The following is a 26,802-nucleotide window of genomic DNA, read 5'->3' on the forward strand; positions in this document are numbered from 1 at the left end:
CCGTAAGGATCATCCAATCTAGCGGTTGGAAACAGGGTGGGTGTCTTGCAATGCGCGAGGCGGGATGGTTCGGCAAGCGTCTGAGAACCGATGCAGCGAAAGGTCTGACCCTTGTCAGCCCGCCGCTGATCTATGCGCTGGTCATGCTGGCCGCACCCTTGCTCAGCATCATTCTGTTCAGCTTCTGGACGCAAGATTTCCTGACCATTGACCGAAGCCTGACCCTTGCCAATTACCGCGAGGCGCTGACCGACCCGCTTTATGGGGAATTGATGATCCGCAGCCTGCGTATCTCGCTGGCCGTCACCGCCCTGACCGTGATCACCGCCTTTCCGATTGCCTATTTCGTCAGCTTTCATGTCGATCCGAGCCGTAAATCGCTCTGGCTGTTTCTGATCACCATTCCTTTCTGGACAAGCTATCTGATCCGCGTGTTTTTATGGCGGGTGATCCTTGCCTATGATGGGCCGGTTAATGGCTCTCTGATCGCATTGGGCGTGATTGAGGAACCGCTGAGCTGGATCCTTTACAACGCCAATTCGGTGGTGATCACGCTGGCCCATGCCTATGCGCCTTTCGCCATCCTGCCGATCTTTGTGAGCCTTGAAAAAATCGACCGCAGCCTGTTGGAGGCCGCCCGTGATCTGGGCGAGAACAAGGTGATGACCTTCCTGCGCATCACCTTGCCCTTGGCCATCCCAGGTGTGCTGGCGGCGATCCTGATCGTGTTTATTCCCACCATCGGCGATTACGTGACCCCGCGCCTTGTGGGCGGGTCGGGCGGAACGATGATTGCCAATATGATCCAGACGCAATTCATGCGCCTAAATAATGCACCGATGGGGGCCACGCTGGCGGTGCTGGCGATGCTGATGGTGGCCTCGGTATCGTTGGTGCTGATCCTTGTGACACGGCGTTGGACAAGGGGGGCGAAATGAAGGGGCGTGGTCTTCATATCTATGCAGTGATCTATCTGGTGTTTCTCTATGCGCCGATCATCCTGCTGCCGCTTTTCGCCTTTAATGACGGCACGATCATCGCCTTCCCGCTGCAAGGGTTCACCACGCGCTGGTTCACCGATCTGCTGGCGACCGAGGCATTGATCGAGGCGACGGGCAATTCCCTGTTCATCGCCGTCTCCGTGGCGATCCTTGCCACCTGTCTGGGGCTGTTTGCGGCACGTGCGGGCGCGCGCTACGCCTTTCCTGCCAAAGCGGGGATTTTGGGCTTTATCATGCTGCCCTTGGTGCTGCCCGAGATCATCGTGGCCGTCTCGCTGCTGGTGGTGATGCTGCAGGCGGGGCTCTCGACAGGGTTATGGTCGATCATTGCGGGGCATGTTTTGATCTGCACACCCTTTGCCGTGGCCATTCTACAGGGCAGTTTCGCCAATATGGACCGCAGCCTTGAGGAGGCCGCGATTGATCTGGGCGAGACGCCGCTCAGCACCTTCCGCCTTGTTACGCTGCCCTTGGTCACGCCTGGTATCATCGCCTCGCTTTTGATCTGTTTTACGATCAGCCTTGATGAGTTCATCATCGCGTTTTTCCTGTCGGGCAATGAGCCGACCTTGCCTGTCTATCTCTGGGGGCAGCTGCGTTTCCCTGCACGGCTGCCGATTGTCATGGCGCTTGGCACCATTCTTGTGGCGCTATCGGTGGTCTTGTTGATTTTGGCTGAATTTGTCCGCAAGCGTGGTCTCAGACGCGCGGGCCTCAAGGATACTGGAGGGTTTTTGTGACCACCCCGAATACAGACCAGCACGCGCCGATCATCCGCCTTCAGGATGTGCATAAATATTACGGCGAGTATCACGCCCTGCGCGGGATCAGCGCCGAGATCGGGCAGGGGGAGTTCTTCTCGCTTCTGGGGCCATCGGGCTGTGGCAAGACCACGCTATTGCGCGCGATTGCGGGGTTCGAGGATATTTCGTCAGGCGCGATATTGCTTTCGGGGCAGAATATGGAAGGCGTGCCGCCCAATAAGCGCCCGACCAATATGGTGTTCCAATCCTATGCGATCTTCCCCCATCTCAGCGTGGCTGAAAATGTGGGTTTTGGCCTGCGCAAATCGGGGTTGGACCGCGCTGCAAAAGCTCGCGCCGTGGGCGAGGCACTGGAGATGGTGGGGCTGTCGGGCTATGGCGCGCGGGCGGCCCATGCGCTCTCGGGCGGTCAACGCCAGCGGGTGGCCTTGGCGCGCGCGCTGATCCTCAAGCCCAAGGTTTTGCTGCTGGATGAACCGCTCTCGGCGCTGGATAAAAAAATGCGCGAGATCATGCAAGTTGAATTAATCAAATTGCAACGCGAGGTCGGGATCACCTTCATCCTTGTGACCCATGACCAAGAGGAAGCACTGGTCATGTCCGACCGCATCGCGGTGATGTTCGAGGGCGAGATCGCGCAATTGGATGAGCCGGAACTGCTTTATCGTCGCCCCAAGACCAAGCGGGTTGGCGAGTTCATCGGGGTGATGAATTTCCTCAAAGGCCATGCCTCCCCTGATGGGGGTAAGATCAGCCTTGAGGTGGCAGGGCTTGGCAAGGCCGAGATCGCGGCCGAGCAATGCCCTGCGGGCGAGGTCAGCGGGGCTTGTGCCGTGGGCGTGCGGCCCGAGACGCTCTCGATTCTCTTTGAGGGCGAGCAGACCAAGGCTCGTATCGCGCAAGGCATGGTGGATGAGGTCGTCTATTACGGTGATATGACCTATTACGACGTCCGCCTTGATGGCGCCGAGGAGCCTGTGCGCATTTCGATGCGCAATGTGGTGGGACGGCCCGTGCTGGAGGTGGGCACCCGCACCCAAGTCACATGGGACCCGCGGGCCATGGTGCTATTTCCCTGATTTCTTGACGAAAAACGCGCTGCCCTCAGACAGGTCCTCGCTGCCAAGGAATTCATGGCCCTGTTCTTCGCAAAAATGCGGCACATCGACATGGGCGATGGCATCACTGGCGCACAGCCTTGCGATCTGGCCTGCCTCCATCCCCTCCAGCCGCTTGCGCAAGCGCAAGACGGGCAGGGGGCAGAGCAGCCCGATCGCATCGATATCCAGATCATATTCCATTGCCGCCACGGCTTAAGCCGCGCTGCCAGCCCCGTCCACAAGAATGTGAGAAACTCCTAGGTGACGGCGGCTGTGAAACCGCATAAGCAGGGGGCATGTTCGGAATTGACCTATATGACGCCAGCCTGCTGCCCGCGATCCTTGTGGCCTTGAGCGCAGGTATCCTGAGCTTCCTGAGCCCCTGTGTTTTGCCGATTGTGCCGCCCTATATCGCCTATATGGGCGGGATCACGATGGATGAGATGTCCTCGCAAAGATCGGCGCGCGCGCGTGCAATTATCGCGGCTTTATTCTTTGTGCTGGGTCTATCGACGGTGTTTTTGTTCCTCGGCTTTACCGCGTCTATTTTCGGTCAGTTTTTCTTGCAAAACCAGATACTTCTATCGCGTATTGCAGGTGTTGTGATCATTGTTTTCGGCCTGCATTTTCTGGGTCTCTACCGCATTCCCTTGCTGGACCGCGAAGCGCGCCTTGATGTGGGCGACCGCGGCGGATCGGCCTTTGGGGCCTATATTCTGGGGCTTGCCTTCGCCTTTGGCTGGACGCCCTGCATCGGGCCACAGCTTGGCATCATCCTGACCTTGGCCGCGACCGAGGCCAGCCTTGCCCGCGGCACGCTGCTTTTGGGAATCTACGCCATCGGTCTGGGGCTGCCCTTTATTCTGACGGCGATCTTCATCGAGCGCGCCACAGGGGTGATGACCCGCATGAAGCGCCATATGCGCCTGATTGAGCGGATCATGGGCCTGCTTTTGGTGGCGGTTGGCCTCGCACTTTTGACGGGGGCCTTCTCGGCCTTTTCCTTCTGGCTGCTCGAGACTTTCCCCGCCCTCGCGCTGCTTGGCTGATTTCGCCATTTCCTTGCCCGATTTAGACGTTACTCTGGCCCCATGAGCAGTGAGAGCACAGGTCAACAGGTCAAAACGCGTCGGGTGATGTATGTCCCCGGCTATGATCCCGTGCATCCCCGCAAATATCGCGAGCGCTATAGGCGCGAATGCGCAAAACAGGCCGAGATTTCAGCCTATGATATTGCGATGGGTCCCAAGCAAAGCGATGCGACATTCGGCTGGCATGTGAGCGCCGAGATCAACGGCCATAAAACCGAGGCCGAGATTGAGGTGATGTATTGGGCCGATATCGTGCGCGCCTCCATGGGAACGGGGATTGTAGCGACCTATTGGCAATTGCTGCGCACAGCATGGATTTATATCGGGTCGGGCGCTTTGTTCCGACTGGCCCGTTTGCGAAAAGGCCCCGTGATTGCAGCGCTTTACCCCGTTCTGGTCCTACTGGGGCAGCTTGCCCTTGCGCTGCTGGCAGGCTGGGGGTTTGCCTATGCGGTGGCGTATGCTTCCGCCGTTTTGATCGGCATTCCCCTCACGGTCTTTGGCCTTGTGATGGCACCTTTCGTGATCTGGGGCATGTTGCACTGGTTCAAAAAGCGCGATCACCTGCTGGCCTATTACCTGATGCATGACTACGCATTCTCGGCGCGGCTCAAAGGGGCTTATCCCCCCGCGCAGGAGGAGCGCATGGCCGCCTTTGCAGACAGGATCGCCCAAGCCCTGCGGGAGGATGTGGATGAGGTCTTGGTGGTGGGGCATTCCTCAGGCGCATATATCGCGGTCTCCATGCTGGCCGATTTGATCCGCGCGGGCAAATTGCCGCCAAACGGGCCGAAGCTTGCTTTGCTGAGTTTGGGCCATGTGGTGCCGATGGTCAGCTTCCTGCCCAAAGCACAGCGCCTTCGGGCTGATCTGGCCTATCTCGCAAGCTGTGAGGCGATCACATGGGTGGATGTCACAGCGCCGGGCGATGGGTGTTCCTTTGCGCTTTGCGACCCTGTAGCGGTAACGGGCGTGGCCCCTGCGGAAAAACGCTGGCCCCTTGTGATCTCAGCCGCCTTTTCCCAATCGCTCAAGCCCGAGACTTGGGCGGCCATGCGCTGGCGGCTTTTTGAGCTGCATTTCCAATATCTCAACGCCTTTGATGCGCCGCGCGATTACGACTATTTCCAGATCACCGCGGGCCCTTTGAGCCTTGCCACCCGCTATGCCACCCGTGCGCCCTCAAAAAGCGTGATCGAGACGCCTGTGAACCGCTTCAGGGATATCGCCGCATGAGCCGCCTGCCACCCAAACCAAGCGCGCGGCCTGATCGCGTCTCGCTCTGGCGGTATTTGCGGCTGTTTCGGCAGGATATCCTCTCGGCGCAGCCCGCGCGCCTCTACCGCGCTTGGATGGCCGAGTTTCGCACGCCGTTTTTCCGCTCCTATCTGGTGAACCAGCCTGATCTAGTGGCCGAGCTGCTCAAGACCCGCCCTGATGATTTCCCGAAATCGGACCGTGTGGGCGAGGGGTTGCGCCCCTTGTTGGGAAATTCCGTCTTCCTGACCAATGGTGAGGTCTGGAAACGCCAGCGCCGCATCATTGACCCCGCTTTTGAGGGCGGCCGCCTGCGCGATACCTTTCCTGCCATCTGGGCCGCGGGTGAGCGCGCAGTGGAGCAAATGCCCTCAGGCATGGTTGAGGTGGAAGAGCAGATGAGCCATGCCGCCGCCGATGTGATCTTTCGCACGCTCTTCTCGATCCCGATCGAAGATGAATTGGCCACCCGTGTTTTTCATGAGTTTCGTGCCTACCAGCGCACCCAGCCGATCCTGAATATCGCCGCTTTCCTGCCCCTGCCGCGCTGGATGCCGCGCGGGTTCAAGCGGCGCACCAAAACCACCGCGCGATCGATCCGTGGGTTGATCGGTGAATTGACCGCAAGGCGGATGGAGGAGATCAAGGCAGGCACAGCCCCTGATGATCTGGCCACCAAGATCATGACCACCCCTGACCCTGAAACGGGCATCTGCTTCACCACCGAGGAGATGATCGACCAAGTGGCGATCTTCTTTCTGGCGGGGCATGAAACCAGCGCCTCGGCGCTTGGGTGGACGCTCTATCTGCTGGCCATGTATCCCGACTGGCAGGAGCGTCTGGCACAGGAGGCGCGGGTGTTGGACGAGGGCGCGGATTTCGCGGTCCTGTCCAAATTGAAACTCAGCCGTGATGTCTTTCGCGAAAGCTTGCGGCTTTATCCGCCCGTTCCGATGATGGTGCGCGAGACAAGCTGCCCCGAGCAATTTCGAGAGCGTGACATCCCCCTGAGAAGCCAGATGGTGATCTCGCCTTGGCATTTGCACAGGCATGAGCGGCTCTGGGATAATCCTGACGGGTTTGATCCTGCACGGTGGAGCACTGAGAACGGCAAGACATGCGCGCGCGAGGCCTATATTCCCTTCTCCGCGGGCGCACGTGTTTGCACAGGCGCGGGGTTTGCCATGGTTGAGGGGCCGTTATTGCTCTCGATGTTGCTGCGGCGATTCCGTTTTTCGTTGATTGAGGGGCGCGAACCCGTGCCCGTGGCCTATCTGACAGTGCGGGCCAAAGACGGCATTTGGCTAAAACTTGAGAAACGCGACACCTGTTAGCGATAACCTTTATTTTGTTAGCGATAAACGTGGTCCGCCCCTCTATCCAGAGGGGGATTCATCACCTAGACCATAGCTCATATCTGCCTATTTCGGGAGCTTTGAGCCATGACTGATCAATCGCAGACCTTCAGTACACAGCGGGATCGGATCATTTCAGATACCGGTTTTATCGCAGCCCTTGATCAATCTGGCGGCTCCACGCCGAAGGCTTTGGCGCTTTATGGCATCCCTGAGGATGCCTATGCCAATGACGCCGAAATGTTCGCCCTGATGCAGAAAATGCGCGAGCGCATTATCCTGTCGCGCGATTTCACCTCGGAAAAAGTTCTGGGCGCGATCCTGTTCGAGCGCACGATGCGCGAGACGATCAAAGGCGCGCCTGTCGCCAAGGTCTTGTGGAATGATAAGGGCATCGTGCCATTCCTGAAGATCGATAAAGGCCTTGAAGAGGCCAGCAATGGCGTGCAGCTTCTCAAGCCCATTGATGGTCTGGCCGAGACGCTGGATGTGGCCAAAGGCTTTGGCATTTTTGGCACCAAGGAACGCTCGGTCATCCATGAGGCCAATGCCGACGGAATCGAGGCCGTTGTTGCCCAACAATTCGAACTGGCCCGCGCGGTTTGCGCCGCAGGTCTGGTGCCGATCATCGAGCCTGAGGTGAATATCAACTCAAGCTCCAAGGAGCAGGCAGAAAGCTATCTGGCCGAGGCTTTGAGCCGCCATCTCGACCAGCTTGGGGCAAGCGAGGAAGTGATGCTCAAGCTGACCATCCCCGAAGATCCTCGCGCCTATGAAAACTGCGCGATCCATCCCAATGTCTTGCGTGTGGTGGCCTTGTCGGGCGGCTATAGCACGGATGTGGCATGTGACCGTCTGGCCAAAATCCCCGCAATGATCGCCAGCTTCAGCCGCGCCTTGACCCAAGGCCTTGATGCAGGCCAATCGGATGCGGAATTTGATGCAGCGCTTGGCGCCAATATCGAGAAGATTTACCGCGCATCCCTCTGAGCGCGCAATTCGTTCACCACGAATAACCGGATCGCTGTGGCAAGGCCCGAGGAGACCCCTCGGGCCTCGTCTATTTCTGCGGCCAATTCATTCACGGCTTGCCCGCGCGCATCGGCGATCAGGCGGAATTCATCCCAGAACACATCCTCAAGCGAGACCGATGTGCGATGCCCCCGCAAGGTCAAAGAGCGCTTTTGGGGACGTGTATTCATTCCTGCTCATACTCGGAATTGGGGTCCAGCTTGTGACCATCCAGTAATTTACGCGCCTGTTCATCACGGGTCGCATCCAGCAGTTTATCAGCTTTCTTGCGGCCATATTGCACAGCATTTTCATTGGCTTGCGCGCGCTTGTTCATCTTGTCACGTTCCTTGCGGGCGCGGTTCAGATTGATGAGATTTGCCATGTCTTCCCCGCAAGTTGGAGTGATAGAGTAACCAAATGGAACGGGGCGGCAATATTGCCGTCCCGCCGATTGTCCAAATGGATTTTATCCTAGCCTTTGGGGCCGATCATATCCTCGGGCCGCACAACACGGTCAAAGGTCTCTTCATCCACAAAACCCAATTTCACGGCTTCTTCGCGCAAGGTGGTGCCGTTCTTATGGGCTGTCTTGGCAACCGTGGTGGCATTGTCATAGCCGATGGTGGGGGCCAAAGCGGTGACCAGCATCAGCGACTCGCGCATCAGCTTTTCAATCCGGTCCACATTGGCCTGCGTGCCTTTGAGCATGCGTTCCGTGAAACTGTCCGCCGCATCGCCCAAAAGCTGCATGGATTGCAGCAAGTTATAGGCCATCATCGGGTTATAGACGTTCAGTTCGAAATGCCCTTGGCTGCCTGCAAAAGCAATTGCTGCGTCATTGCCAAGGATATGAGCACAGACTTGGGTCAGGGCCTCGGCCTGTGTCGGGTTCACCTTGCCGGGCATGATCGAGGATCCGGGCTCGTTTTCGGGCAAGATCAATTCACCAAGCCCCGAGCGCGGGCCAGAGCCCAGAAAGCGCATGTCATTGGCGATTTTATAGGCCGCCATGGCGGTTGTCTTGATCGCGCCCGACATGAATACCATCGCGTCATGGGCGGCCAAGGCTTCGAATTTATTGGGGGCGGTCACAAAAGGCAGGCCCGTGATGCGCGCCATATTGGCCGCGACTTCGGTGTCCCACCCCTTATCGGTGTTCAGCCCCGTGCCCACAGCCGTGCCACCTTGGGCCAGCTCATAGATGCCAGGAAGCGCCATTTCGATCCGTGCAATGCCATTGCGGATTTGCTTGGCATAGCCCGAGAATTCCTGCCCCAAGGTCAGCGGTGTGGCATCCTGCGTATGGGTGCGGCCAATCTTGATGATGTCTTTGAATTCCTGCGCTTTTTCCTCAAGGACAGTGGCGAATTTATCCAATCCCGGCAGCAGCACATCGCGCGCGGTCATCGCGGCGGCGATATGCATTGCGGTGGGGAAGGTATCATTCGAGGACTGACCCATATTGCAATGGTCATTGGGATGCACGGGCGTTTTGGAGCCGATCTCGCCGCCCAAAATCTCGATCGCGCGGTTCGAGATGACCTCATTGGAATTCATATTCGATTGCGTGCCCGAACCCGTCTGCCATACGACCAGCGGGAAATGCTCATCCAGCTTGCCATCAATAACCTCTTGCGCGGCGGTGATCATCGCATCTGCCAGTTCGGCGGGCAATTTGCCCGAAGCTTTATTGGCCTCGGCACAGGCGCGTTTGATCACCCCAAGCGCGCGCACGACGGCAACGGGCTGTTTTTCCCAACCGATGGGGAAATTCATCAGGCTGCGCTGCGTTTGCGCGCCCCAATATTTGTCACTGGGGACCTCAAGCGGGCCAAAGCTGTCGGATTCGGTACGGGTGGCGGTCATGCGTGTTCTCCGGTCTACGAGTGCATGCCAGATACCGCTCAAAACGCTTGCCCGCAATATCTTGATTGGAGTTGGGCAGGGCCAAAGGCGGATCAGGCGTCGATCTGTCGCTCGAAGCGATAGACGCGGGCAGGGGGTAGATTGCGCCAAATCTTGCGGCTGCGGCGTGCGTTGAGGCCAAGCTCCTGTTGGAGGCTGCGGGCCAGCGGGGGTTTCGGGCCATAGGTGAATTGCACGAAACTGCCATGCAGCCCCATCAGCGCGATGCTGCCCTCGATAATGGCGCGTTGCAGTTCAAGCGGCATCGACAGAAGCGGCAGGCCCGAGATCACGCATTGCACCTTGTCCAAGGCCAGATCGGTGATATCGCCCGCGCTCATCTGGTGAATGTTCACCCCGTCAAAACGGGTGCGCAGCCTGTCGCAGAACACAGGGTTCATCTCGATGGAATGCAGATTGGAGGGGGGCAGGCCCGTATCGAGGATGGCTTGGGTGATATTGCCCGTGCCCGCGCCCAATTCGATGACATGGTCGCCCTCGGGATCAACCTCGGCGGCCATTTCGGCGCATAGCTGCGAGGATGAAGGGGCCAGCGCCACGATCTGATGCGGCTTGCTCAGGATTTGGCCCATAAAGAGTTGGAAATCATCGCGCATTGCAGCATCACATCCCTTGAAAAACTTTTATATCGGGGCGGGTATGTCAGTGGTTCTTTCGGAACCGATCAAGGCTGACGACCTGCGCCTCCTGACGGGGGCTGGTGGCATTTTCTTCCATCGGGGCCTCGTCTGCTTCATCCAGCGGCTCGGGGTCATCATCGGGGCCGCCTTCGGGGATAATGCTCTCAAAGCGCAACCCGAACTCAACGGATGGATCGACAAAGGTCAGGATCGCATCATAGGGCACGCGCAAGGCTTCGGGATTATCGCCGAAATTCAGCGTGATCGAAAAACCGTCATCATCCACGATCAAGGCATCGAACCAATGCTGGATCACGATGGTCATTTCTTCGGGATAGCGCTCCATCAGCCAATCGGCGATATCGACATGCGGGTGTTGGGTGTCGAAGCTGATGAAAAAATGGTGTTTTCCCGGCAGGCCATGGCTGGCCACATCGGTCAAAACCGTCTGGATCAGACGCCGCATCGCGCTATGCATGAGCTTCCCATAGGGAATTGAGGAATCTGGGGCGTCTTCGGTCATAGGGGGGCGATCCTCTGGGGCAGCTGCGTTTACCATAGAAGATTCGTTAAAGATTGAAAGCAGGTCAGGGGCCGCGCGTGGGGCTTACGGATCAGATATTTGCAAAGACCAGCCAAGAGGCCAGCAGCGCCTCGGCGGAAAAGAAGGTCCAGCTTTGGCGCGAGGCCGCATTATCGCGAAAAATCGAGGTAACGCGCCCGATGGCCGCGCCCGTATAGGCAAAGCCCATGATGATCCACGCCAGCGGGTCATTCAGCGCAATCGCGCCAAGCCCGAGCCCCACAAACAAACAGCCCGATGCCGCCGAGACCTCGGTAAAGGCCATATTGGTGGGCCCTGCCTTCATATCCAGCACATCCATCGTCCAGCGCGGCGCAAGCCAGCCCGCAAGCCCCAGACCAACCGTCGCAAGCGCGACCAGATAGTTGATAATTTCAATTGTCGTGGCACCGATTCCCATCGTCTGCTCCCCTGTCGTTCAAAGGGTTTACGCGCCAAGGGGGGGCTGTGGATCACTATTGGCCAAATCAGGCGGCTATGTGGACCGCAGGTTAGGGGGGAAGTGCAGGCTTCTGTTGCCAGGTGCCTGCGAACCCCGCCTTACGCGGCTAGGCGTAAGGGCTTAGTTTCGGCGACCCGAACTGCTTACGCAGCCAGAGCCATTGCCGGAGCACGGTTGTCATTTGCAACTGTACGATTTGAACCGATAACGGTGGTATCTCACCGAGACAAAGCTAACCCCTTTAGACGTTCGTCGATCCTGTTTCGGCCCCATGATCCGCAAATGACGGGTGTATGGTGGAGCCGCCGGGTACCGCCCCCGGGTCCGATCCGCTTATTACGAGCGCGTTTATGTCCATAGCCCCCCGAAGGAGACAGGATGGAATATAGGGATGATGGGGGCGGATGGGAAGGGGGGGGTGGGGGAGGCGGGAAGCGGACGTTCGTTGCAGCTTGGACTGACGTCCGCTTCCGTACGAAGACCTGATGCCTATCTGAACAATTTACAGACTGAGTCATGTGTTAATCTTAGATGCGATCGAGATAGCTCTAGTCCGACCGCATCCGGAGGCGAGTTTCCCATTCTAATTCTACCATGCGACGCTGGATCATCTTTTGAGCGACCTTTAAGGCGATTGCGATAGCAGTCGAGCTCTCTTGCAAGGTGCCAAGAGTTTGATCTGGCTTTTGAAGGCCTTTAGGGAAAAGAAGCGCTCCACCAATCCAGATTGGAATGTTTTGCGCTCCATGCAGGAAGTTACTTCGAAATCTATACAATTTACGGAACTCACCTACGGCATTGTCTTCATTTTCGCCTTCTAATAGCGCCCGAAGCCGTCCAGCTAGGAGCTCCGTTGTTGATCTCTCATTGGGATTTTTAAGGAAGCATTCTATAGCCGATACTGCCCATAACAAGGTCGAGGCAGAGTGGTGTCCATGCGAGAGTGCATTAATAAGGTAATTGAGGCCCCTTATGAAAGGATTGAGTTCTCTGAGGTTTCCGTTCTCGGATGCTTTGAGGACGAAAGAGATTGTCTCAGCTAGATCGAGTTTCTCTAGAGAGAATCTTTCCGGCTGGATGTGTTTCATACTCATATAAATTGGAAAATCTGTATAGCGTCGAGTTTCGCGATTAGATATCACGGCGGCATTGGATCGCGAGAAGAAGTTTCCCTGCTGAGCAAGGATGCCAGAAACAACGCAAATGTGAGAGAATAGCATTAAATCATCGAACAGAGTTCTATTAAAAACTATGTCCATTGTGCTTTCGCTGCCCGAACCGATGCTACTTCGGCGTGAAGCCATTTCTCTAGAGACGCCTTGTTCGGCAAGATAGCCTAAAGTATGAGATTTATATTGCTGCAACACGCCGTTTCGTAGACTTACAGAGAACTCAAGGCCGCAGGCAGTTCGTGCGAATTGCCTCTTAGCGTATGCCAAATGACTATCGTCGTTAGGTAGGGCTCGTATTCTAAAAGCCGCATCAGGGGCTATTTCGCTACGAAATTGATCGCTTAGTTTGATATATGGTTGCAAGTCAGGCGTTTCACTAAAACTATCAGTTGTTCCAATAAATACCACGCGCGGTTCTCGTAAAAACACTTTATTGCTATCCTCCAACACATCCCAATTAGTAGGCCTTCTGCGATCATGTTCGTCTTTTGAGACTATCTGATCAAGAATCTTTCGCCGCCGTCTGGTGAATTTTCTAATAAGGTCTCATTTGCCCCCTCCCAACAAAAACAGGCGCCCCGTGGGGCGCCCGTCTCTTGTCTCGCTCACCGCTTTGCTCAGAAGCCCGCTTTGATCCGCTCAAAGGCCTCTGCCTGACGCTCGCGTTGATCATTGGAGATCGGCAATTGCGCCAGAACGGGCACTGTGACCGTGCCCAGACCATTGGCTTCCAAAGTGTCCTCGCCCAATGACGCCAGCGCCGCCGCATTCGCCGTGCCAAAGCCGCCTTCCAGCAGGCCTTGCGCCGAGGCGGGGTTCAGCATCGCGTTGACATAGTCATAGGCGCGGTCTTCTGATCCAGGGGCCTCGACCATATTCACATAGCCGCAAAGCCACGCGCTTGTGCCCTCGGTCGTGTTGCGCTCATAGCCCACGGGGAAGCCCTCATCGGCCATGGCCACGGGCACTTCATTCCATGCCCAAGCCACCAGAACCTCGCCCGAGCCCATCAATTGGCCCAATTCAGCGGGGTCGGTCCAATAGGTGCGCAGGTTTTCATGGATAGAGCGCAGCCAATCGGCGGCGGCCTCGAATTGGGCATCTGTGGCATCGGTCCAATCGGTCACGCCTGTGGCCAGATAGGCCAGCGCAAAGGCGTCATCCACATTGTCAGGGATCGACAAACGCCCTGCAAAAGCAGGGTCAGTGAAGACCGCCAGCGAGGAGACCTGATCGGGTGTGACTTCATCGGTGTTATAGGTGACGGCCGTGGTGCCGTAATCCACTGGCAGGAAATACAGATCAGCCGAGCCCGCAATCACATCCTGCCCCACGAGCGAGCTGTCGAGATCGGCAAAAGCCTCGATACGGGCGGTATCCCAAGGCTCGATGATGCCAGAGGCCTGCCAACGCGGCACGGAGCCTGCGCAGATATGGGTCACATCAGCCGTGAAGCCCGAAACCAGACGCTGGAAGGCCTCGTCTTCATCGCCGAAGAACACGAAGCTGGGGCTGTCGCCATGGGCGTCGATATAGGGCTGGTGAAAGCTGGGGTCTTCAAAGCCGGAATAGTCAAAGACGAGCAGGCTGTCGTCTTGCGCAAAGGCAGGAAGAGCGGCGAGGGAAGCGAGGGTGGTGCCAAGAGCCAGATGTTTCTTCATGATGTCCCCTTAGGTGATATGGAGGGTGGCAAACTGGCCATGAGCCTAGGAGAGGCCAGCCTGTCTCGCAAGGGGTCTCATGTGCTTGGTGCGGCCTCGCGCGCTTTGTCCCGCGCGGCCATGACCGAGCGCGCCAAATCCTTGGTATAGGCCTCAAGTGCGCTTAAGGCGGCGGTGCAGCCCTCGCCATCGCGCGCCTCGATGGCATCGGTGATATTGGTGTGGATCGCAACGATCGCCTCGCGGGAACGGGCGGTGAAGGTGATCATATTCATCAAGGGCTGCATCGCCTCGACGGCACCGGCCAATTGATAGGCCATCACGGGGTTGCCCGCACCATCCACCAAAGCCCTATGGAGCGCGACATCCGATGCGCAAAAGCTCTCGTCGCTTAGGCCCGGTTGGGATTGGCGGTGAATCTCGGCGCGCATCGTGGCCAGATGATCGGCGCTGCGCCGTTCGGCGGCAAAGGGCGCACAGGCGCGTTCCAAGGCAAAGCGCGCCTCGCAGGCCACATCAAAGCTGACCTCATTCATGCTGAGCAGCAGCGTTGATGTTGTGATATGATGGTTATAGGCATCGAGATAGGACAGCCTGTTCACAAAGGCCCCGCCAAAGGCCCCGCGCTGCGTGCGGATCAGCGATTGCGCCGCCAGCCGCTTGAGCGCTTCACGTACCGTGGGGCGCGACACGTCGAATTGCTCGGAAAGCTCCGCCTCGGACGGCAGACGCTCATCTACAATCAATTGCCCTGAGATGATCGCATCGCGGATCGCCTTGGCAATTTGCGCCGAAAGATCGGCGGAGGAATTTGGATCGATTTTCATTTGTCAGACATTTAAATGTCTGACATCAAGGTTGGCAAGCGAAAACAAGGTGAGTCGGGGAGGGCTACGTCAGTGATCGCATCACGCATCCGTGCAATGGCAGCACCGCATTGGCTCACGCTTTTTGCCTTGATCCTGTTGGGATGGGCCGCGCTGTTTGCCATGGCCGCCCCCCAAATCATGCGCGAGGGTGCCGCCCTTTACGGGGCCGAATTCTGGGCGGGGCTTTGCACGCTGACGCCAGACGCGGCGGGCTTTGCGCGGATCACCTTGATGTGGGTCTTGATGTCGGCGGCGATGATGGCCCCCACAGCCTTGCCCGCTTTTGCCACCTATGACGACCTTGGCCATACGACCGATACCAGTTTTGGCCATTTGGTCGGCGGCTATATGCTGGTCTGGATCGGCTTTTCCATCCTTGCCGCGGCCCTGCAATTCGTTTTGTTCCAAGCTGATCTGGTCTCGGCCTTGGGCGATAGCCGATCAAGCCTGTTTTCGGGGCTGCTGTTGATCGCCGCGGGGGCCTATCAATTCACGCCTCTCAAAGAGGCCTGCCTGTCGAAATGCCGCGCGCCGCTGACCTTTTTCATGTCGCATTGGGCAGATGGCCCCTTTGCGATGGGGCTGCGCCTTGGGGCGGTCTGTGTCGGCTGCTGCGCGGCTTTGATGCTTTTGGCCTTTGTCGGCGGGGTGATGAACCTCGCCTTTATGGGGCTGGCAACCATTTTGATGATTTTGGAAAAACTGCCCGAACTGGGCCGCTACATTACACGCCCATTAGGCGTTTCACTTATGGGGGCAGGGCTGTGGCTCGGCCTCATGGGAACTTGAGGAAGGACCCCGAAATGACTGCTGAAAAGATAATTGCGCCCGCCAAGATATCAAACAGGCATCCTGACGCCAAGCCGACAGCGCTTGGCACGGTGCCTTGGGCGATCAAGGGCGAGTTGATCCTGAATTGCAATTGCACCGTGTTTTGCCCTTGCGTGGTCAGCCTTGGCAAACATGCCCCGACCGAAGGCTATTGTCAGGCATGGGCAGGGGTGCGCATTGATGAGGGCTTTTATGGCGATGAGGATATCTCGGGCCTGAATGTCGGGCTTGTCCTAGAGATCCCGGGCTTGATGGCGCGCGGCAATTGGAAAGCGGCCGCCTATATCGACGAGCGTGCCTCCTATGAGGCCTATGAAGGGCTTCTCAATATCTTCTCGGGCAAGGCCAAGGGCACCACGGGTCTGTTCTCGGTTCTGGTCAGCGAATTTCTGGGGGCCGAGCGTGCGCCCGTGGTCTTTGAGAATGAAGGCCCTGCGCGCCGCCTGATGGTGGGCCGCTTCATTCAGGGCGAGGTTGTGCCTGTGCAAGGTAATAACCCCGATGAAGATATCGTGGTGACCAATACAGGCTATTGGATGGGGCCTGATATCACCGTGGCCACCGCCACCAAAGGCCGCGTGCGCGCCTTTGGCCGTGTGTGGGATTTCGATGGCCGCTCGGCCGAGATTTGCCAGATCGACTGGATTGGTCCTCAAGGAAAGTAAACGCATATGGCATCACTCTCGCCTTCGCGCCGCATCCGGCGCACCCCGTTTTCCGATGGTGTCGAGGCCGCAGGCGTCAAAGCCTATACGGTCTATAACCACATGCTGTTGCCCACGGTTTTCCGCTCACTGGAGGAGGATTACCATCATCTGAAGGAAGCCGTTCAGGTTTGGGATGTCGCTTGCGAGCGTCAGGTCGAAATCCGTGGCCCCGATGCTGCGCGGCTTGTCCAGATGCTGACCCCGCGCGATCTTCGCGGCATGCTGCCCGGCCAATGTTACTATATGCCTGTGGTGGATGAGACAGGCGGCATGTTGAATGACCCTGTCGTGCTGAAACTGACCGAGGATCGCTGGTGGATTTCGCTGGCCGATAGCGACATGCTGCTATGGGTCAAAGGCATTGCCTATGGCTATCGTCTGGATGTGTTGATCAATGAGCCCGATGTCTCGCCGCTGGCGGTGCAGGGGCCAAAGGCCGATGATTTGATGGCCGATGTCTTTGGGGATGCGATCCGCGATTTGCGCTTCTTCCGCTTTGGCTGGTTCACATTCGAGGGTCGCGATATGGCCATTGCGCGCTCGGGCTATTCCAAACAGGGCGGCTTCGAGATCTATGTCGATGGCAGTGATATCGGGATGCCCCTTTGGAATGCTTTGATGGAAGCGGGCAAACCTTTGGATGTGCATGCAGGCTGCCCCAATGCGATTGAACGGATCGAGAGCGGTTTGCTCAGCTATGGCAATGACATGACGGCCGATAACACGCCGCATGAATGTGGGCTTGGCCGGTTTTGCAACACCCAGACGGCGATTGGCTGTATCGGGCGGGATGCGCTGTTGCGGGTGTCCAAGGAAGGCCCTGTCAAACAGCTGCGCGCGATTGCCATTGAGGGCGACAAGATCCCCGTATGTGACAGACCTTGGATTTTGACCTCAAAAGGCAAACGCGTGGGGCAGGTGACCTCGGCGGTTTGGTCGCCCGATTTCAAAACCAATGTGGCCGTGGGCATGGTGCGCCTGACCCATTGGGATGAGGGATCAGAGATCGAGGTGCAATTGCCAGATGAAACGCGCGCGGCAACCGTGCATGAGAATTTCTGGAATTAATTACAATATATTACGGTGTGACTCTAATGTGATTTCACCGTTAAACGAGAGGGACATGAGATGACATTTCGCGCTTTGGTGGTGCAAAAGGATGATGAGGGAAAAACATCGGCCTCGGTTCAGCAGCTCGACGAGGCGCAGTTGCCCGAGGGCGATGTGATGGTCGCGGTTGAATATTCCACGGTGAATTACAAAGACGGTCTCTGCGTTGGACCGGGCGGTGGTTTGGTGCGCAATTACCCTCATGTTCCGGGCATCGATTTTGCGGGCACAGTCGCGCAGTCGGATAACCCTGCTTATAAAGCGGGCGATCCGGTTGTCCTGACAGGCTGGCGCGTGGGTGAGGCGCATTGGGGCGGCTATGCCGAGAAAGCGCGGGTCAAGGCGGATTGGCTGGTGCCATTGCCACAGGGTCTGAGCGCGCGCGCCGCAATGGCCGTAGGTACGGCAGGGTTTACTGCGATGCTGGCGATCATGGCTTTGGAAGATCACGGGCTGTCGCCCGATCAGGGCGAAGTGCTTGTCACGGGGGCTGCAGGCGGTGTCGGCTCGGTGGCCACGGCCATTCTGGCCAATCTGGGCTATCAGGTGGCGGCCGTTACAGGACGGCCCGAGCAGGCTGCCTATCTGGAAGGTTTGGGGGCGTCGCGGATTGTTGCGCGCTCAGAATTGAACGAGACGGTCAAGCGCCCTTTGGAGGCCGAAACATGGGCGGGCTGCGTGGATGCGGTTGGCGGCGATATGCTGGCGCGGGTTTTGGGCCAGATGAAATATGGCGCTTCGGTTGCGGCTGTTGGTCTGTCGGGGGGCGCGGGCTTGCCTGCCACGGTCATTCCCTTCCTTCTGCGGGGCGTGAACCTGTTGGGGATCGACAGTGTGATGCAGCCCTATGAGAACCGTCTGCGCGCATGGGAGCGGATCGCGCGCGATCTGCCGATGGATAAGCTGGAGGCGATGATTGTGCCTGCGGGGCTTGAGGAATTGCCTGCGCTTGGAAAATCGATCCTGAAAGGCGGTGTCAGGGGCCGCGTTGTGGTTGATGTGACCGCGTGAGGGCTTGGGTTGAGGCCTGTCGTATTTTTGGAAAGATGAAAGACAGCGTTTCGCGTTAGAATTTGGGTTTCACTCGGCTCGATCTGGGGCAATCGTAACGCGAAACGCAATCAGGGCTTGAACCCGCGCGGCCTGCGCTAGATTGGCATGGGTAAGACAAAAACGATTGGCGATATGAGCAAGCCCCCTGTCATTTTCTGGACGCGCCGTGATTTCAGGCTGCGTGATAACCCTGCACTGAGCGCGGCCTGCGCCAGCGGTGCGCCTGTGATCCCTGTGTTTATCTGTGATGAGGTGGTCGAGGCCCATGGTGCAGCGCCGAAATGGCGTTTGGGATTGGGGGCGGAGGCCTTTGCCCAAAGCTTGCGCGAGGCGGGCAGCGGCTTGGTCTGTCGGCGCGGGCCGGCGCTGGAGGTGTTGCGGGCGCTGATGAGCGAGACGGGCGCGCGCGAGATCCATTGGAACAGGCTTTATGACCCTGAGGCGCGTGCGCGCGATGAGGCGGTCAAATCAGGCTTGAAGGCGGATGGTCTGGAGGCTGTCAGCCATGCAGGCCATGTTATTCATGAGCCTTGGACGGTGCAGACAGGTACGGGCGGGTTCTACAAGGTTTACACCCCGTTCTGGAAAACGCTGCGCGGGCGGGATGTGGCGCCAGCGCTTTCACTGCCGAAACTGGCAGTGCCTTCATCCTGGCCCGAAAGAGAGGCGATCGCGGATTGGGGCTTGGGCCATGCCATGCGGCGTGGCGCGGATGTGGTGCGCGGGCATCTCAATATCGGTGAAGAGGCGGCGTTGACGCGGCTTGAGAGCTTTATCGAGAGCGGTGTCGAGGGCTATGTCGAGATGCGCGATGCTTTGGCTGAGAACGGCACCTCGCTTTTGTCGGAAAATCTGGCCTATGGCGAGATATCGGCGCGGACCTGCTGGCATGCGGGCGCGCGCGCCATGCAGGAGGGCAAAGCGGGGGCAGAGACCTTCCTCAAAGAGGTGATCTGGCGCGATTTTTCCTATCATCTGGTCTATCACACCCCGCATATCACCCGCTCCAATTGGCGGCCTGAATGGGATGGTTTTGCGTGGAATACCGATGCCAGCGATCCGCAATTTCAGGCATGGATGCGCGGGCGCACGGGTATGGAAGTGGTCGATGCCGCGATGCGCGAGATGTATGTGACGGGCCGCATGCATAATCGGGCGCGGATGATTGCGGCCTCCTATCTGACCAAACATCTGCAGATGCATTGGAAGCTGGGATTGAAATGGTTCGAGGAGTGCCTTGTGGATTGGGACCCCGCCGCCAATGCGATGGGGTGGCAATGGTCGGCAGGCTCGGGGCCTGATGCGACACCTTATTTCCGCGTCTTCAACCCCGAAACACAAGCCGAGAAATTCGACAAATCAGGCCGCTATCGGCGCAGATGGGTGGCGGAACTGGCCCCCAAAGCGGGGGCGCAGGCGCTGTCTTATTTCGAGGCTATCCCGAAAAACTGGTCCATGTCCGCGATTGACCCGTATCCCGATCATCCGATTGTCTCGGCCAAGGAGGGGCGCAGCCGCGCGCTTCAGGCCTATGAGACGCGCGGATTTTGATAATTTGAGAGATGAAAAGCCCTTGTGAGAGGGTGGTTTAATGCGCCAAAAAGAGCACAAGACTTGGGGAGAAGGCTTTGACGATTAGAACGAGTACGGATGGGGAAGCGGGGCTGCCGCGCTATTTCAAAGCCGTTTTTCAAAAAGCACAGAGCATTGAGCATGGGCAGTTGGATATGATCCTGCCCGATGGTCGCGTGTTTCGCATTGAAGGGGCCTCGGATGGCCCCGTGGCGGAACTGCATATTCAAAATACCGATCTTTTTGCGCGCTTGATCCGCGAAGGGGATTTGGGGTTTTGTGATGCCTATCTGGATGGATGGTGGTCCACGCCCGATTTGCAGGCCTTCATGGACCTTGTGCATGCCGATAATGAAGAGGTGTATGACGGGTTTCTGGGGCTTGGCCTGATCCGCGCCCTTGAGAATTTCCGCTTCTGGTTGCAATCGAACTCCAAGCGGCAGGCGCGCAAAAATATCTCGGCGCATTATGATCTGGGCAATGAGTTCTACAGGCTCTGGCTTGATGAGAGCATGACCTATTCCTCGGCGCTTTTTGAGACGGGGGAAGAGACGACCGAAGCTGCGCAACAGGCCAAATATGCCTCCATGGTGGATCAGATGGGCGTGCAGGCGGGCGATCATGTGCTGGAGATCGGCTGTGGATGGGGCGGGTTTGCGGAATATGCCGCCAAGGAACGGGGTTTGCGGGTCACGGGGCTGACGATATCGCAAGAACAGCATGATTACGCGGTGGAGCGTATCGCCAAGGCGGGGCTGTCGGATATGGTCGAGATCAAAATGCTCGATTACCGCGATGAACGGGGGCTTTATGACGGGATCGCCTCGATCGAGATGTTTGAGGCCGTGGGTGAGAGATATTGGCCGATCTATTTCGACACGCTGCGCGAGCGGCTGAAGCCTGGTAAGATGGCGACGCTTCAGATCATCACCGTCGAGGATCGGCGCTGGAAGGTCTATAAGCGAGGCGTTGATTTCATTCAGAAATATATCTTTCCAGGTGGCATGCTTCCCAGCCCCTCTGTCTTGCGCGCGCAGGTGCAGCGGGCAGGGCTTCAGGTGGAGCGTTCAATTGAGTTCGGGCAGAGCTATGACAAGACCCTGCGCCGCTGGTATGACAGCTTCAACGCGCGCTGGAGTGAGGTGGCCGCCCTTGGCTTTGATGACAGATTCCGCCGGATGTGGAATTTCTATCTGACATCTTGTGCCTCGACCTTCCGTTTTGCCAATTGCGATGTGACCCAGATTACGGTGAAACGGCCCGAGAAAGCGTAAGATCGCGCAGCTTGGGGGCCAAGGGGAGAGTTAGGACATGCCCGATATCTTCCTCTATGGCACGCTGCGGCATGCAGCCCTGCTTGATGTTGTGGCAGGCGGTCCTGTTTCGCTGACGCCAGCGAAGTTGGATGGGTTCGCCACCTATTGGGCGAGGGATGAGCATTTCCCCCTGATCCAGCGCGAAGCGGGCGGGGTGGCACAGGGGCTTTTGCTGCGCGATGCCAGTGAGGCCATTCGCGCAAGGCTTGATTTTTATGAACGCCCCTTCGGCTATGCGCTGCATGAGTTGGACGTGGAGGTTGAGGGCACACGCCGCCCCGCCTTGGTCTATTTGCCTGATCCAAACGCCCCTTGGGTTGCCGCTTCCCCCTTTGATCTGGCCGATTGGCAGGCGCAATGGGGCGAGTTTAGCGTGATCGCAGCGACCGAGATCATGCGGCTTTTCGGCAAGATCAGCGATGAGGAGCTGCGTCACCGCTTTGGTGTGATCGGATCACGCGCGCAATCGCTGCTCAGGGCGCGCGAATTGGACCGCAGCCCGCGTATCGGCAGCGGTTTGGGGGCGGGCGATGTTGATCTGATCCAGACCGACTATGTCCATGACGGGTTCTTCACACTGGAACAGGCCCATATGCGCTTTAAGCGGTTTGATGGCACGGCCTCGCCCGATCATTCGCGCATGGTTCTGAGGGCAGGGGATGCGGTGACGGTTCTGCCCTATGATCCGAAACGTGATCGCGTTCTTTTGATCGAGCAGTTCCGCCATGCCGTTTACGCCCATGGCGATCCCCATCCTTGGATGTTGGAGCCTGTGGCGGGCATCAATGATCCGGGCGAAAGCTATGAGGAAACCGCGCGCCGCGAAGCGGTTGAGGAGGCAGGCGTGACCCTGAGCGATCTGCATTATGTGGGGCGCTATTACCCCACCCCGGGCGTGCTGGCGCAGGTGCTGATTTCCTATATTGGCATTGCGGATTTGCCAGATGACGTGACGGGTTTGGGCGGGCTGGCCGCCGAGGGGGAGGATATCCAGAGCTATATCCTGCCCTTCGAGGTTTTCGCCGAAATGCTCAACGCGGATGAGCTGCGCGTGGCCCCATTGGTGCTGTCGGCGCAATGGTTGATGGCGAACCGCGCGCGCCTGCGGGGGGGCGGCTAGGCTCTGCATGCGGGGGCGGGTTTGCGCGGCTTCGTGCTTGAGTTTGCCGCACGCGGCCCCTATCCCTGTAGGACACGCATTGTGCTCTTTGGAGATAGTTTCATGAATATCCATTCCGACCTGTCCGATACAATCGGAAACACCCCGCTGATCCGCCTCAATAAGGTGAGCGACGCAACAGGTTGCGAGATTCTGGGTAAGGCGGAATTCATGAATCCTGGCCAATCGGTCAAGGACCGCGCGGCGCTCTATATTATCAAGGATGCGGTCGCTAAGGGCTTGCTGAAACCGGGCGGTACGATCGTTGAGGGCACGGCTGGAAATACAGGGATCGGGCTTGCGCTTGTGGGGGCCTCGTTGGGGTTCAAGACAGTGATTGTCATCCCCGAGACGCAAAGTCAGGAAAAGAAGGATATGCTGCGCTTGGCAGGGGCCGAATTGGTTCAAGTGCCTGCAGCGCCTTACAAAAACCCGAATAACTATGTGCGCTATTCGGGGCGGTTGGCCGCCGAATTGGCCAAGACCGAACCTAATGGCGCGATTTGGGCCAATCAATTCGACAATACCGCCAATCGGCAGGCCCATATCGAGACAACAGGCCCCGAGATTTGGACGCAGACAGAGGGCAAGGTTGATGGCTTTATCTGTGCGGTCGGCTCGGGCGGCACGCTGGCAGGCGTGGCTGAGGCGCTTCAGCCCAAAGGCGTGAAGATCGGTCTGGCCGATCCCGAAGGGGCCGCCTTGCACAGTTTCTATACGACGGGCGAATTGAATTCCCCCGGCAGCTCGATCACTGAAGGGATCGGGCAGGGGCGGATCACGGCCAATCTTGAAGGTTTAACCCCCGATTTCAGCTACCGCATTCCAGATGCCGAGGCTTTGCCGATTGTCTTTGATCTACTGGCACAGGAAGGGCTGTGTTTGGGCGGCTCCTCTGGGGTGAATATCGCAGGCGCCATGCATCTGGCGCGTGATTTGGGGCCAGGACATACCATCGTGACGATCTTGTGCGATTATGGCACGCGCTATCAGTCGAAACTCTATAATCCCGAATTCCTCAAGGAAAAGGGGCTGCCTGTGCCAAGCTGGCTGGATCAGGCCGCGCAATCTGTTCCGAGTGTGTTTGAATGATGTCCGCCTTCCACCGAGTGGCACGGGGCATCTGGACCATCGGGCTGGCGCTTGTCTTTTCCCTGCTGCTTGGCCTGTCGGCTCATGCGCAAACCCAGACGCAGACAGCGCCTGATTACGGGGCTTGGGCCGATGTCTCGGACCGTGCGCAGCGGATGATTGACGGGGCTTTGGCCTCAAACTCGCTGCTGGAGCAGATGCGTGAGGAATTGGTTGGTTGGCGCACCCAGTTTCAAGCGGCCCAATCGCTGAATGGAACTCGTATCGCCACGCTACAAAGCCAGATCAGCGCTTTGGGGCCTGTGCCTGAGGATGGCTCGATCGAGCCTGCAGAAATTGCCGAGCAACGCGCGGAACTGGCCACCAGTCTTGGCGAGGCCGAGGCCCCTGTCAGACGGGCGGATGCAGCCTTGCAACTGGCCCAAGGGCTGATTGCCGAGATTGACCAGATCATCTCGGACAGGCAGGCGGGCGAGTTGCTCTCCTTGGGGCCATCGCCGCTTAATCCCGCCAATTGGCTGGGGGCGGCCAGCGCGGTTGGCAAATGGCTGCAAGGGCTTGGCAGCGAGATTGTCACCTATAGCTTTGCCGCTGATCAATTGGCGGCACTGCGCGCGAATTTGCCTTTGGTTCTGGCCCTGTTGGTATTCGGCGGCGTTTTGGTGGCGCGTGGCAGCGCTTGGGTGGATCGGTTCATGGAAGGGCCGATCAGCCATGAGGCCAACTCACCCGGTGCGCGTCTGACAGTCTTCGGTCTGTCGATCCTTAGGGTCGTCATCCCTGTGGGTGGCATTGTCTGTCTGATCGAGGCTGTCTCGATCAGTGGTATTCTGGGCCTGCGCGGCGGCGTGTTGATTGATGCGATTGTGCCCTTCACCCTGACCATGGCAGGGGCCATCTGGTTGTCGCGGCAGGTTTTCCCCCTTCGCGACACCGCGTTTCGGCCGCTGAATTTACCCGAGCTTGAGACCGCCCGCGGGCGTCGAACATCCATGCTTCTGGGTTTGATGATCGGCCTTTGGGTCGTGATCAACGCGATTTCGGGCGCTGAGAATTTCGAGGATGCGACGCGCCTTGTTCTGGTCTTCCCGATTGTGGTGATCACGGGGCTTTTGCTGATCCGTTTGGGGCGCTTTCTTCTGGCGCATATGCGCAATTCGCGGGTCGAGAACCAAGAGCCGACGGTGGTCTCGCGGATGTATGGCGTTTTGGGGCGCGGGGTCATCGCGCTTGGATTGATCGGGCCAGTTTTGGCAGGGATCGGCTATTTCACCGCTGGTTCAAGCTTTCTGCAACCCATGAGCTTCAGCTTGGCGCTTCTGGCGATTATCGGGGTTTTGCAGCGCTTGGTCAGCGATGCTTACGGTCTGCTGACAGGCCAGAACGAGCATTTGGAAGATGCTCTGATCCCCACCTTGATCGGCTTTGTCCTTGTGCTGATCTCGCTTCCGTTTTTCGCCTTGATCTGGGGGGTGCGCGTCGCCCAGTTGAGCGATCTGTGGTCGCAATTCCTCTCGGGGTTTTCGGCAGGTGGCATCACCATCTCGCCCACGAATTTCATCATATTCGCGACGATATTCGGTATCGGCTATACGGTTACCAAAGTCGTGCAAAGTACTCTGCGCAATAACCTTTTGCCCAAAACAAAACTCGACCCCGGAGGGCAAAACGCGCTGGTCACGGGCACGGGCTATATCGGTGTGACACTGGCGGCGCTTCTGGCGATTACATCGGCGGGGATCGACCTCAGCTCGCTTGCGATTGTTGCGGGTGCGCTCTCGGTTGGTATCGGTTTTGGTCTGCAAACCATCGTTTCGAATTTCGTCTCGGGCATCATCTTGCTGGTGGAGCGTCCGATCAAGGATGGTGACTGGATCGAGGTGAATGGCCGGATGGGCTTGGTGCGTGAGATCTCGGTCCGCTCGACACGGATCGAGACCTTTGACCGCTCGGATGTGATCATTCCCAATGCTGATCTGATCTCGGGCGTGGTGGTGAATATGACCCACCAGAACAATGCAGGCCGCGTGATTGTGCCTGTGGGCGTGGCCTATGGCACCGATAGCGAGCGTGTCGCGGGTATTTTGCAAGAGATCGCCGAGGCCAATCCGATGGTTCTGCTTAACCCCAAACCCAGTGTGGTTTTCATGCGGTTTGGCGCGGATTCGCTTGATTTCGAAATCCGCGCAATCCTGCGGGATGTGAATTTCAAACTGACCGTATTGTCCGAGATGAATCACGCCATCGCCAAGCGCTTTACAGAGGAAAACATCGAAATCCCCTTCGCGCAGCGCGATATCTGGTTGCGCAATCCCGAGGCCTTGCTGGCGGGCGGCAAAGCCCAAACCAGCACCATGCCGCCCAAAGAGGATGGAGAGACTGGCGATGACTGAGCCATTATTTCTTCAAGACGCCTATCGCAAAACCGCTATGGGCACAGTTGTGGCCCTGACCGAGGAAGGCGGGATCGTCCTTGACCAGACGATCTTTTATGCACGCGGCGGCGGCCAGCCTGGCGATAGCGGCATGCTGCATTGGACAGGTGGGCGCATCACCATCGCGATGGCCGTCAAGGGCGAGGGCGGCACGATTGTGCTGGTGCCCGCGGATGCCGCCGAATTGCCGCCCGTGGGCGCGGAGGTGGAACAACGCCTCGATTGGGAACGGCGCTATGGTCATATGCGCATCCATACCGCCTTGCATCTGCTCTCGGTCGTGATCCCCTTGCCTGTGACGGGGGGCGGGATTGCCGCCGATAAGGGGCGTCTTGATTTCAACATGCCCGAGGCGCCCGAGGATAAGGCCATCCTGCAAGGCCGTTTGAATGCGCTGGTGGAGCGCAAACTGGATATCTCCGAGACATGGATCACCGAGGCCGATCTGGATGCAAACCCCAGCTTGGTCAAAACCATGTCGGTCCAGCCGCCACGCGGGGCAGGGCGCGTGCGTCTGGTACGGATCGGGACCGAGGATGCACAGGTTGATCTGCAACCCTGTGGTGGCACCCATGTGGCCAATACAAGCGAGATCGGAAAGCTGGTCATCGGCAAGATCGAAAACAAGGGCCGCCAGAACCGCCGCATAACGATCGAGCTGGCTGGGTAGCG

General features: G+C 58.0%; 27 protein-coding genes and 1 other RNA gene. 17 read left to right on the forward strand and 11 right to left on the reverse strand.

All coding sequences use genetic code 11. The features are described from left to right. Window positions 1-50 precede the first annotated feature (50 nt). The 3 genes from ACTYEO_RS08555 to ACTYEO_RS08565 are packed head-to-tail and all read left to right on the forward strand — an operon-like array spanning window position 51 to window position 2,844. The gene (locus ACTYEO_RS08555; RefSeq protein WP_449323307.1) at window positions 51-938 is read left to right on the forward strand and encodes an ABC transporter permease; all 888 of its coding nucleotides are present in this window, start codon (window positions 51-53) and stop codon (window positions 936-938) included. After that, window positions 935-1,741, forward strand: coding sequence for an ABC transporter permease (locus ACTYEO_RS08560; RefSeq protein WP_449323308.1), 807 nt, complete (start codon window positions 935-937; stop codon window positions 1,739-1,741). The genes ACTYEO_RS08555 and ACTYEO_RS08560 overlap by 4 nt, the downstream gene beginning before the upstream one ends. After that, window positions 1,738-2,844, forward strand: coding sequence for an ABC transporter ATP-binding protein (locus tag ACTYEO_RS08565; RefSeq protein WP_449323309.1), 1,107 nt, complete (start codon window positions 1,738-1,740; stop codon window positions 2,842-2,844). The genes ACTYEO_RS08560 and ACTYEO_RS08565 overlap by 4 nt, the downstream gene beginning before the upstream one ends. Here ACTYEO_RS08565 and ACTYEO_RS08570 read toward each other — a convergent pair. Next, window positions 2,833-3,066, reverse strand: a complete 234-nt coding sequence (locus tag ACTYEO_RS08570) for a sulfurtransferase TusA family protein (protein ID WP_449323310.1) — start codon at window positions 3,064-3,066, stop codon at window positions 2,833-2,835. The genes ACTYEO_RS08565 and ACTYEO_RS08570 overlap by 12 nt on opposite strands. 95 nt (window positions 3,067-3,161) lie before the next feature. On the opposite strand from ACTYEO_RS08570, the gene ACTYEO_RS08575 reads away from it, so the two are divergent. The 4 genes from ACTYEO_RS08575 to ACTYEO_RS08590 all read left to right on the forward strand — a co-directional run bounded on the left by ACTYEO_RS08575 (window position 3,162) and on the right by ACTYEO_RS08590 (window position 7,558). After that, window positions 3,162-3,914 carry a cytochrome c biogenesis CcdA family protein gene (locus ACTYEO_RS08575; protein ID WP_449323311.1) on the forward strand — a complete coding sequence of 251 codons (753 nt, stop codon included), beginning with the start codon at window positions 3,162-3,164 and terminating at the stop codon, window positions 3,912-3,914. Between the two features lie 42 nt (window positions 3,915-3,956). Continuing rightward, window positions 3,957-5,192 (forward strand): hypothetical protein, encoded by a 1,236-nt coding sequence (locus tag ACTYEO_RS08580; protein WP_449323312.1) that lies wholly within the window; start codon window positions 3,957-3,959, stop codon window positions 5,190-5,192. Then, window positions 5,189-6,547 (forward strand): cytochrome P450, encoded by a 1,359-nt coding sequence (locus ACTYEO_RS08585; protein ID WP_449323313.1) that lies wholly within the window; start codon window positions 5,189-5,191, stop codon window positions 6,545-6,547. The genes ACTYEO_RS08580 and ACTYEO_RS08585 overlap by 4 nt, the downstream gene beginning before the upstream one ends. A 108-nt stretch (window positions 6,548-6,655) precedes the next feature. After that, complete coding sequence (locus tag ACTYEO_RS08590) at window positions 6,656-7,558, forward strand: fructose bisphosphate aldolase (RefSeq protein ID WP_449323314.1); 903 nt, start codon at window positions 6,656-6,658, stop codon at window positions 7,556-7,558. On the opposite strand, the gene ACTYEO_RS08595 is transcribed toward ACTYEO_RS08590, so the two are convergent. The 10 genes from ACTYEO_RS08595 to ACTYEO_RS08640 form a co-directional block, all read right to left on the reverse strand. Continuing rightward, window positions 7,540-7,770 carry a ribbon-helix-helix domain-containing protein gene (locus tag ACTYEO_RS08595; protein ID WP_449323315.1) on the reverse strand — a complete coding sequence of 77 codons (231 nt, stop codon included), beginning with the start codon at window positions 7,768-7,770 and terminating at the stop codon, window positions 7,540-7,542. The genes ACTYEO_RS08590 and ACTYEO_RS08595 overlap by 19 nt on opposite strands. Beyond that, window positions 7,767-7,964: a DUF4169 family protein gene (locus ACTYEO_RS08600; RefSeq protein WP_449323316.1), complete on the reverse strand. Its 198-nt coding sequence runs from the start codon at window positions 7,962-7,964 to the stop codon at window positions 7,767-7,769. The genes ACTYEO_RS08595 and ACTYEO_RS08600 overlap by 4 nt, the downstream gene beginning before the upstream one ends. A gap of 89 nt (window positions 7,965-8,053) precedes the next feature. Beyond that, window positions 8,054-9,448 carry a class II fumarate hydratase gene (gene fumC / locus ACTYEO_RS08605; RefSeq protein WP_449323317.1) on the reverse strand — a complete coding sequence of 465 codons (1,395 nt, stop codon included), beginning with the start codon at window positions 9,446-9,448 and terminating at the stop codon, window positions 8,054-8,056. A gap of 92 nt (window positions 9,449-9,540) precedes the next feature. Beyond that, window positions 9,541-10,104 carry a class I SAM-dependent methyltransferase gene (locus ACTYEO_RS08610; protein WP_449323318.1) on the reverse strand — a complete coding sequence of 188 codons (564 nt, stop codon included), beginning with the start codon at window positions 10,102-10,104 and terminating at the stop codon, window positions 9,541-9,543. A 46-nt stretch (window positions 10,105-10,150) separates the two neighbouring features. Continuing rightward, window positions 10,151-10,651, reverse strand: coding sequence for an SspB family protein (locus tag ACTYEO_RS08615; RefSeq protein WP_449323319.1), 501 nt, complete (start codon window positions 10,649-10,651; stop codon window positions 10,151-10,153). Window positions 10,652-10,742: 91 nt separating this feature from the next. After that, entirely contained in the window at window positions 10,743-11,111 is a 369-nt protein-coding gene (locus ACTYEO_RS08620; RefSeq protein WP_449323320.1) for a DUF4345 family protein, read from the reverse strand. Window positions 11,112-11,212: 101 nt separating this feature from the next. Then, window positions 11,213-11,568, reverse strand: a transfer-messenger RNA (tmRNA) gene (gene ssrA / locus ACTYEO_RS08625). 133 nt (window positions 11,569-11,701) lie between these two features. Beyond that, entirely contained in the window at window positions 11,702-12,772 is a 1,071-nt protein-coding gene (locus ACTYEO_RS08630; protein ID WP_449323321.1) for a hypothetical protein, read from the reverse strand. A gap of 170 nt (window positions 12,773-12,942) precedes the next feature. After that, window positions 12,943-13,986 (reverse strand): extracellular solute-binding protein, encoded by a 1,044-nt coding sequence (locus ACTYEO_RS08635; protein ID WP_449323322.1) that lies wholly within the window; start codon window positions 13,984-13,986, stop codon window positions 12,943-12,945. Window positions 13,987-14,063: 77 nt separating this feature from the next. Continuing rightward, entirely contained in the window at window positions 14,064-14,813 is a 750-nt protein-coding gene (locus tag ACTYEO_RS08640) for a FadR/GntR family transcriptional regulator (protein ID WP_449323323.1), read from the reverse strand. 96 nt (window positions 14,814-14,909) lie between these two features. Between ACTYEO_RS08640 and ACTYEO_RS08645 the strand changes: the two genes are divergently transcribed. The 10 genes from ACTYEO_RS08645 (at window position 14,910) to ACTYEO_RS08690 (ending at window position 26,800) form a co-directional block, all read left to right on the forward strand. Further along, window positions 14,910-15,644, forward strand: a complete 735-nt coding sequence (locus tag ACTYEO_RS08645) for a DUF2182 domain-containing protein (RefSeq protein ID WP_449323352.1) — start codon at window positions 14,910-14,912, stop codon at window positions 15,642-15,644. 14 nt (window positions 15,645-15,658) lie between these two features. Further along, on the forward strand, window positions 15,659-16,351 hold the full coding sequence (locus ACTYEO_RS08650; RefSeq protein ID WP_449323324.1) for a DUF1326 domain-containing protein: 693 nt from the start codon (window positions 15,659-15,661) through the stop codon (window positions 16,349-16,351). 6 nt (window positions 16,352-16,357) lie between these two features. Next, window positions 16,358-17,461 carry a dimethylsulfoniopropionate demethylase gene (locus tag ACTYEO_RS08655; RefSeq protein ID WP_449323325.1) on the forward strand — a complete coding sequence of 368 codons (1,104 nt, stop codon included), beginning with the start codon at window positions 16,358-16,360 and terminating at the stop codon, window positions 17,459-17,461. A 60-nt stretch (window positions 17,462-17,521) separates the two neighbouring features. After that, window positions 17,522-18,514, forward strand: a complete 993-nt coding sequence (gene acuI, locus ACTYEO_RS08660) for an acryloyl-CoA reductase (protein WP_449323326.1) — start codon at window positions 17,522-17,524, stop codon at window positions 18,512-18,514. Between the two features lie 147 nt (window positions 18,515-18,661). After that, a complete protein-coding gene (locus tag ACTYEO_RS08665; RefSeq protein WP_449323327.1) occupies window positions 18,662-20,107 on the forward strand; it encodes a cryptochrome/photolyase family protein in 1,446 nt (481 codons plus the stop codon). 77 nt (window positions 20,108-20,184) lie between these two features. Further along, entirely contained in the window at window positions 20,185-21,402 is a 1,218-nt protein-coding gene (locus tag ACTYEO_RS08670; protein WP_449323328.1) for a class I SAM-dependent methyltransferase, read from the forward strand. A gap of 37 nt (window positions 21,403-21,439) precedes the next feature. Beyond that, window positions 21,440-22,564, forward strand: a complete 1,125-nt coding sequence (locus ACTYEO_RS08675) for a gamma-glutamylcyclotransferase (RefSeq protein ID WP_449323329.1) — start codon at window positions 21,440-21,442, stop codon at window positions 22,562-22,564. A gap of 102 nt (window positions 22,565-22,666) precedes the next feature. Beyond that, a complete protein-coding gene (locus tag ACTYEO_RS08680) occupies window positions 22,667-23,695 on the forward strand; it encodes a cysteine synthase A (protein ID WP_449323330.1) in 1,029 nt (342 codons plus the stop codon). Continuing rightward, entirely contained in the window at window positions 23,692-26,088 is a 2,397-nt protein-coding gene (locus tag ACTYEO_RS08685; protein WP_449323331.1) for a DUF3772 domain-containing protein, read from the forward strand. Before ACTYEO_RS08680 ends, ACTYEO_RS08685 begins: the two co-directional genes overlap by 4 nt. After that, window positions 26,081-26,800, forward strand: coding sequence for an alanyl-tRNA editing protein (locus ACTYEO_RS08690; protein ID WP_449323332.1), 720 nt, complete (start codon window positions 26,081-26,083; stop codon window positions 26,798-26,800). The genes ACTYEO_RS08685 and ACTYEO_RS08690 overlap by 8 nt, the downstream gene beginning before the upstream one ends. Window positions 26,801-26,802 lie beyond the last annotated feature (2 nt).

The organism is Rhodophyticola sp. SM2404 (assembly GCF_053570515.1).

Excerpts from the sequence above, each read along its gene's own strand:
- ACTYEO_RS08555 (WP_449323307.1), top strand. The coding sequence starts at position 51 with ATGCGCGAGGCGGGATGGTTCGGCAAGCGTCTGAGAACCGATGCAGCG.
- ACTYEO_RS08560 (WP_449323308.1), top strand. The coding sequence starts at position 935 with ATGAAGGGGCGTGGTCTTCATATCTATGCAGTGATCTATCTGGTGTTT.
- ACTYEO_RS08570 (WP_449323310.1), bottom strand. The coding sequence starts at position 3,066 with ATGGAATATGATCTGGATATCGATGCGATCGGGCTGCTCTGCCCCCTG.
- ACTYEO_RS08575 (WP_449323311.1), top strand. The coding sequence starts at position 3,162 with ATGTTCGGAATTGACCTATATGACGCCAGCCTGCTGCCCGCGATCCTT.
- ACTYEO_RS08580 (WP_449323312.1), top strand. The coding sequence starts at position 3,957 with ATGAGCAGTGAGAGCACAGGTCAACAGGTCAAAACGCGTCGGGTGATG.
- ACTYEO_RS08585 (WP_449323313.1), top strand. The coding sequence starts at position 5,189 with ATGAGCCGCCTGCCACCCAAACCAAGCGCGCGGCCTGATCGCGTCTCG.
- ACTYEO_RS08590 (WP_449323314.1), top strand. The coding sequence starts at position 6,656 with ATGACTGATCAATCGCAGACCTTCAGTACACAGCGGGATCGGATCATT.
- ACTYEO_RS08595 (WP_449323315.1), bottom strand. The coding sequence starts at position 7,770 with ATGAATACACGTCCCCAAAAGCGCTCTTTGACCTTGCGGGGGCATCGC.
- ACTYEO_RS08600 (WP_449323316.1), bottom strand. The coding sequence starts at position 7,964 with ATGGCAAATCTCATCAATCTGAACCGCGCCCGCAAGGAACGTGACAAG.
- fumC (WP_449323317.1), bottom strand. The coding sequence starts at position 9,448 with ATGACCGCCACCCGTACCGAATCCGACAGCTTTGGCCCGCTTGAGGTC.
- ACTYEO_RS08610 (WP_449323318.1), bottom strand. The coding sequence starts at position 10,104 with ATGCGCGATGATTTCCAACTCTTTATGGGCCAAATCCTGAGCAAGCCG.
- ACTYEO_RS08615 (WP_449323319.1), bottom strand. The coding sequence starts at position 10,651 with ATGACCGAAGACGCCCCAGATTCCTCAATTCCCTATGGGAAGCTCATG.
- ACTYEO_RS08620 (WP_449323320.1), bottom strand. The coding sequence starts at position 11,111 with ATGGGAATCGGTGCCACGACAATTGAAATTATCAACTATCTGGTCGCG.
- ACTYEO_RS08635 (WP_449323322.1), bottom strand. The coding sequence starts at position 13,986 with ATGAAGAAACATCTGGCTCTTGGCACCACCCTCGCTTCCCTCGCCGCT.
- ACTYEO_RS08640 (WP_449323323.1), bottom strand. The coding sequence starts at position 14,813 with ATGAAAATCGATCCAAATTCCTCCGCCGATCTTTCGGCGCAAATTGCC.
- ACTYEO_RS08645 (WP_449323352.1), top strand. The coding sequence starts at position 14,910 with ATGGCAGCACCGCATTGGCTCACGCTTTTTGCCTTGATCCTGTTGGGA.
- ACTYEO_RS08650 (WP_449323324.1), top strand. The coding sequence starts at position 15,659 with ATGACTGCTGAAAAGATAATTGCGCCCGCCAAGATATCAAACAGGCAT.
- ACTYEO_RS08655 (WP_449323325.1), top strand. The coding sequence starts at position 16,358 with ATGGCATCACTCTCGCCTTCGCGCCGCATCCGGCGCACCCCGTTTTCC.
- acuI (WP_449323326.1), top strand. The coding sequence starts at position 17,522 with ATGACATTTCGCGCTTTGGTGGTGCAAAAGGATGATGAGGGAAAAACA.
- ACTYEO_RS08665 (WP_449323327.1), top strand. The coding sequence starts at position 18,662 with ATGGGTAAGACAAAAACGATTGGCGATATGAGCAAGCCCCCTGTCATT.
- ACTYEO_RS08675 (WP_449323329.1), top strand. The coding sequence starts at position 21,440 with ATGCCCGATATCTTCCTCTATGGCACGCTGCGGCATGCAGCCCTGCTT.
- ACTYEO_RS08680 (WP_449323330.1), top strand. The coding sequence starts at position 22,667 with ATGAATATCCATTCCGACCTGTCCGATACAATCGGAAACACCCCGCTG.
- ACTYEO_RS08685 (WP_449323331.1), top strand. The coding sequence starts at position 23,692 with ATGATGTCCGCCTTCCACCGAGTGGCACGGGGCATCTGGACCATCGGG.
- ACTYEO_RS08690 (WP_449323332.1), top strand. The coding sequence starts at position 26,081 with ATGACTGAGCCATTATTTCTTCAAGACGCCTATCGCAAAACCGCTATG.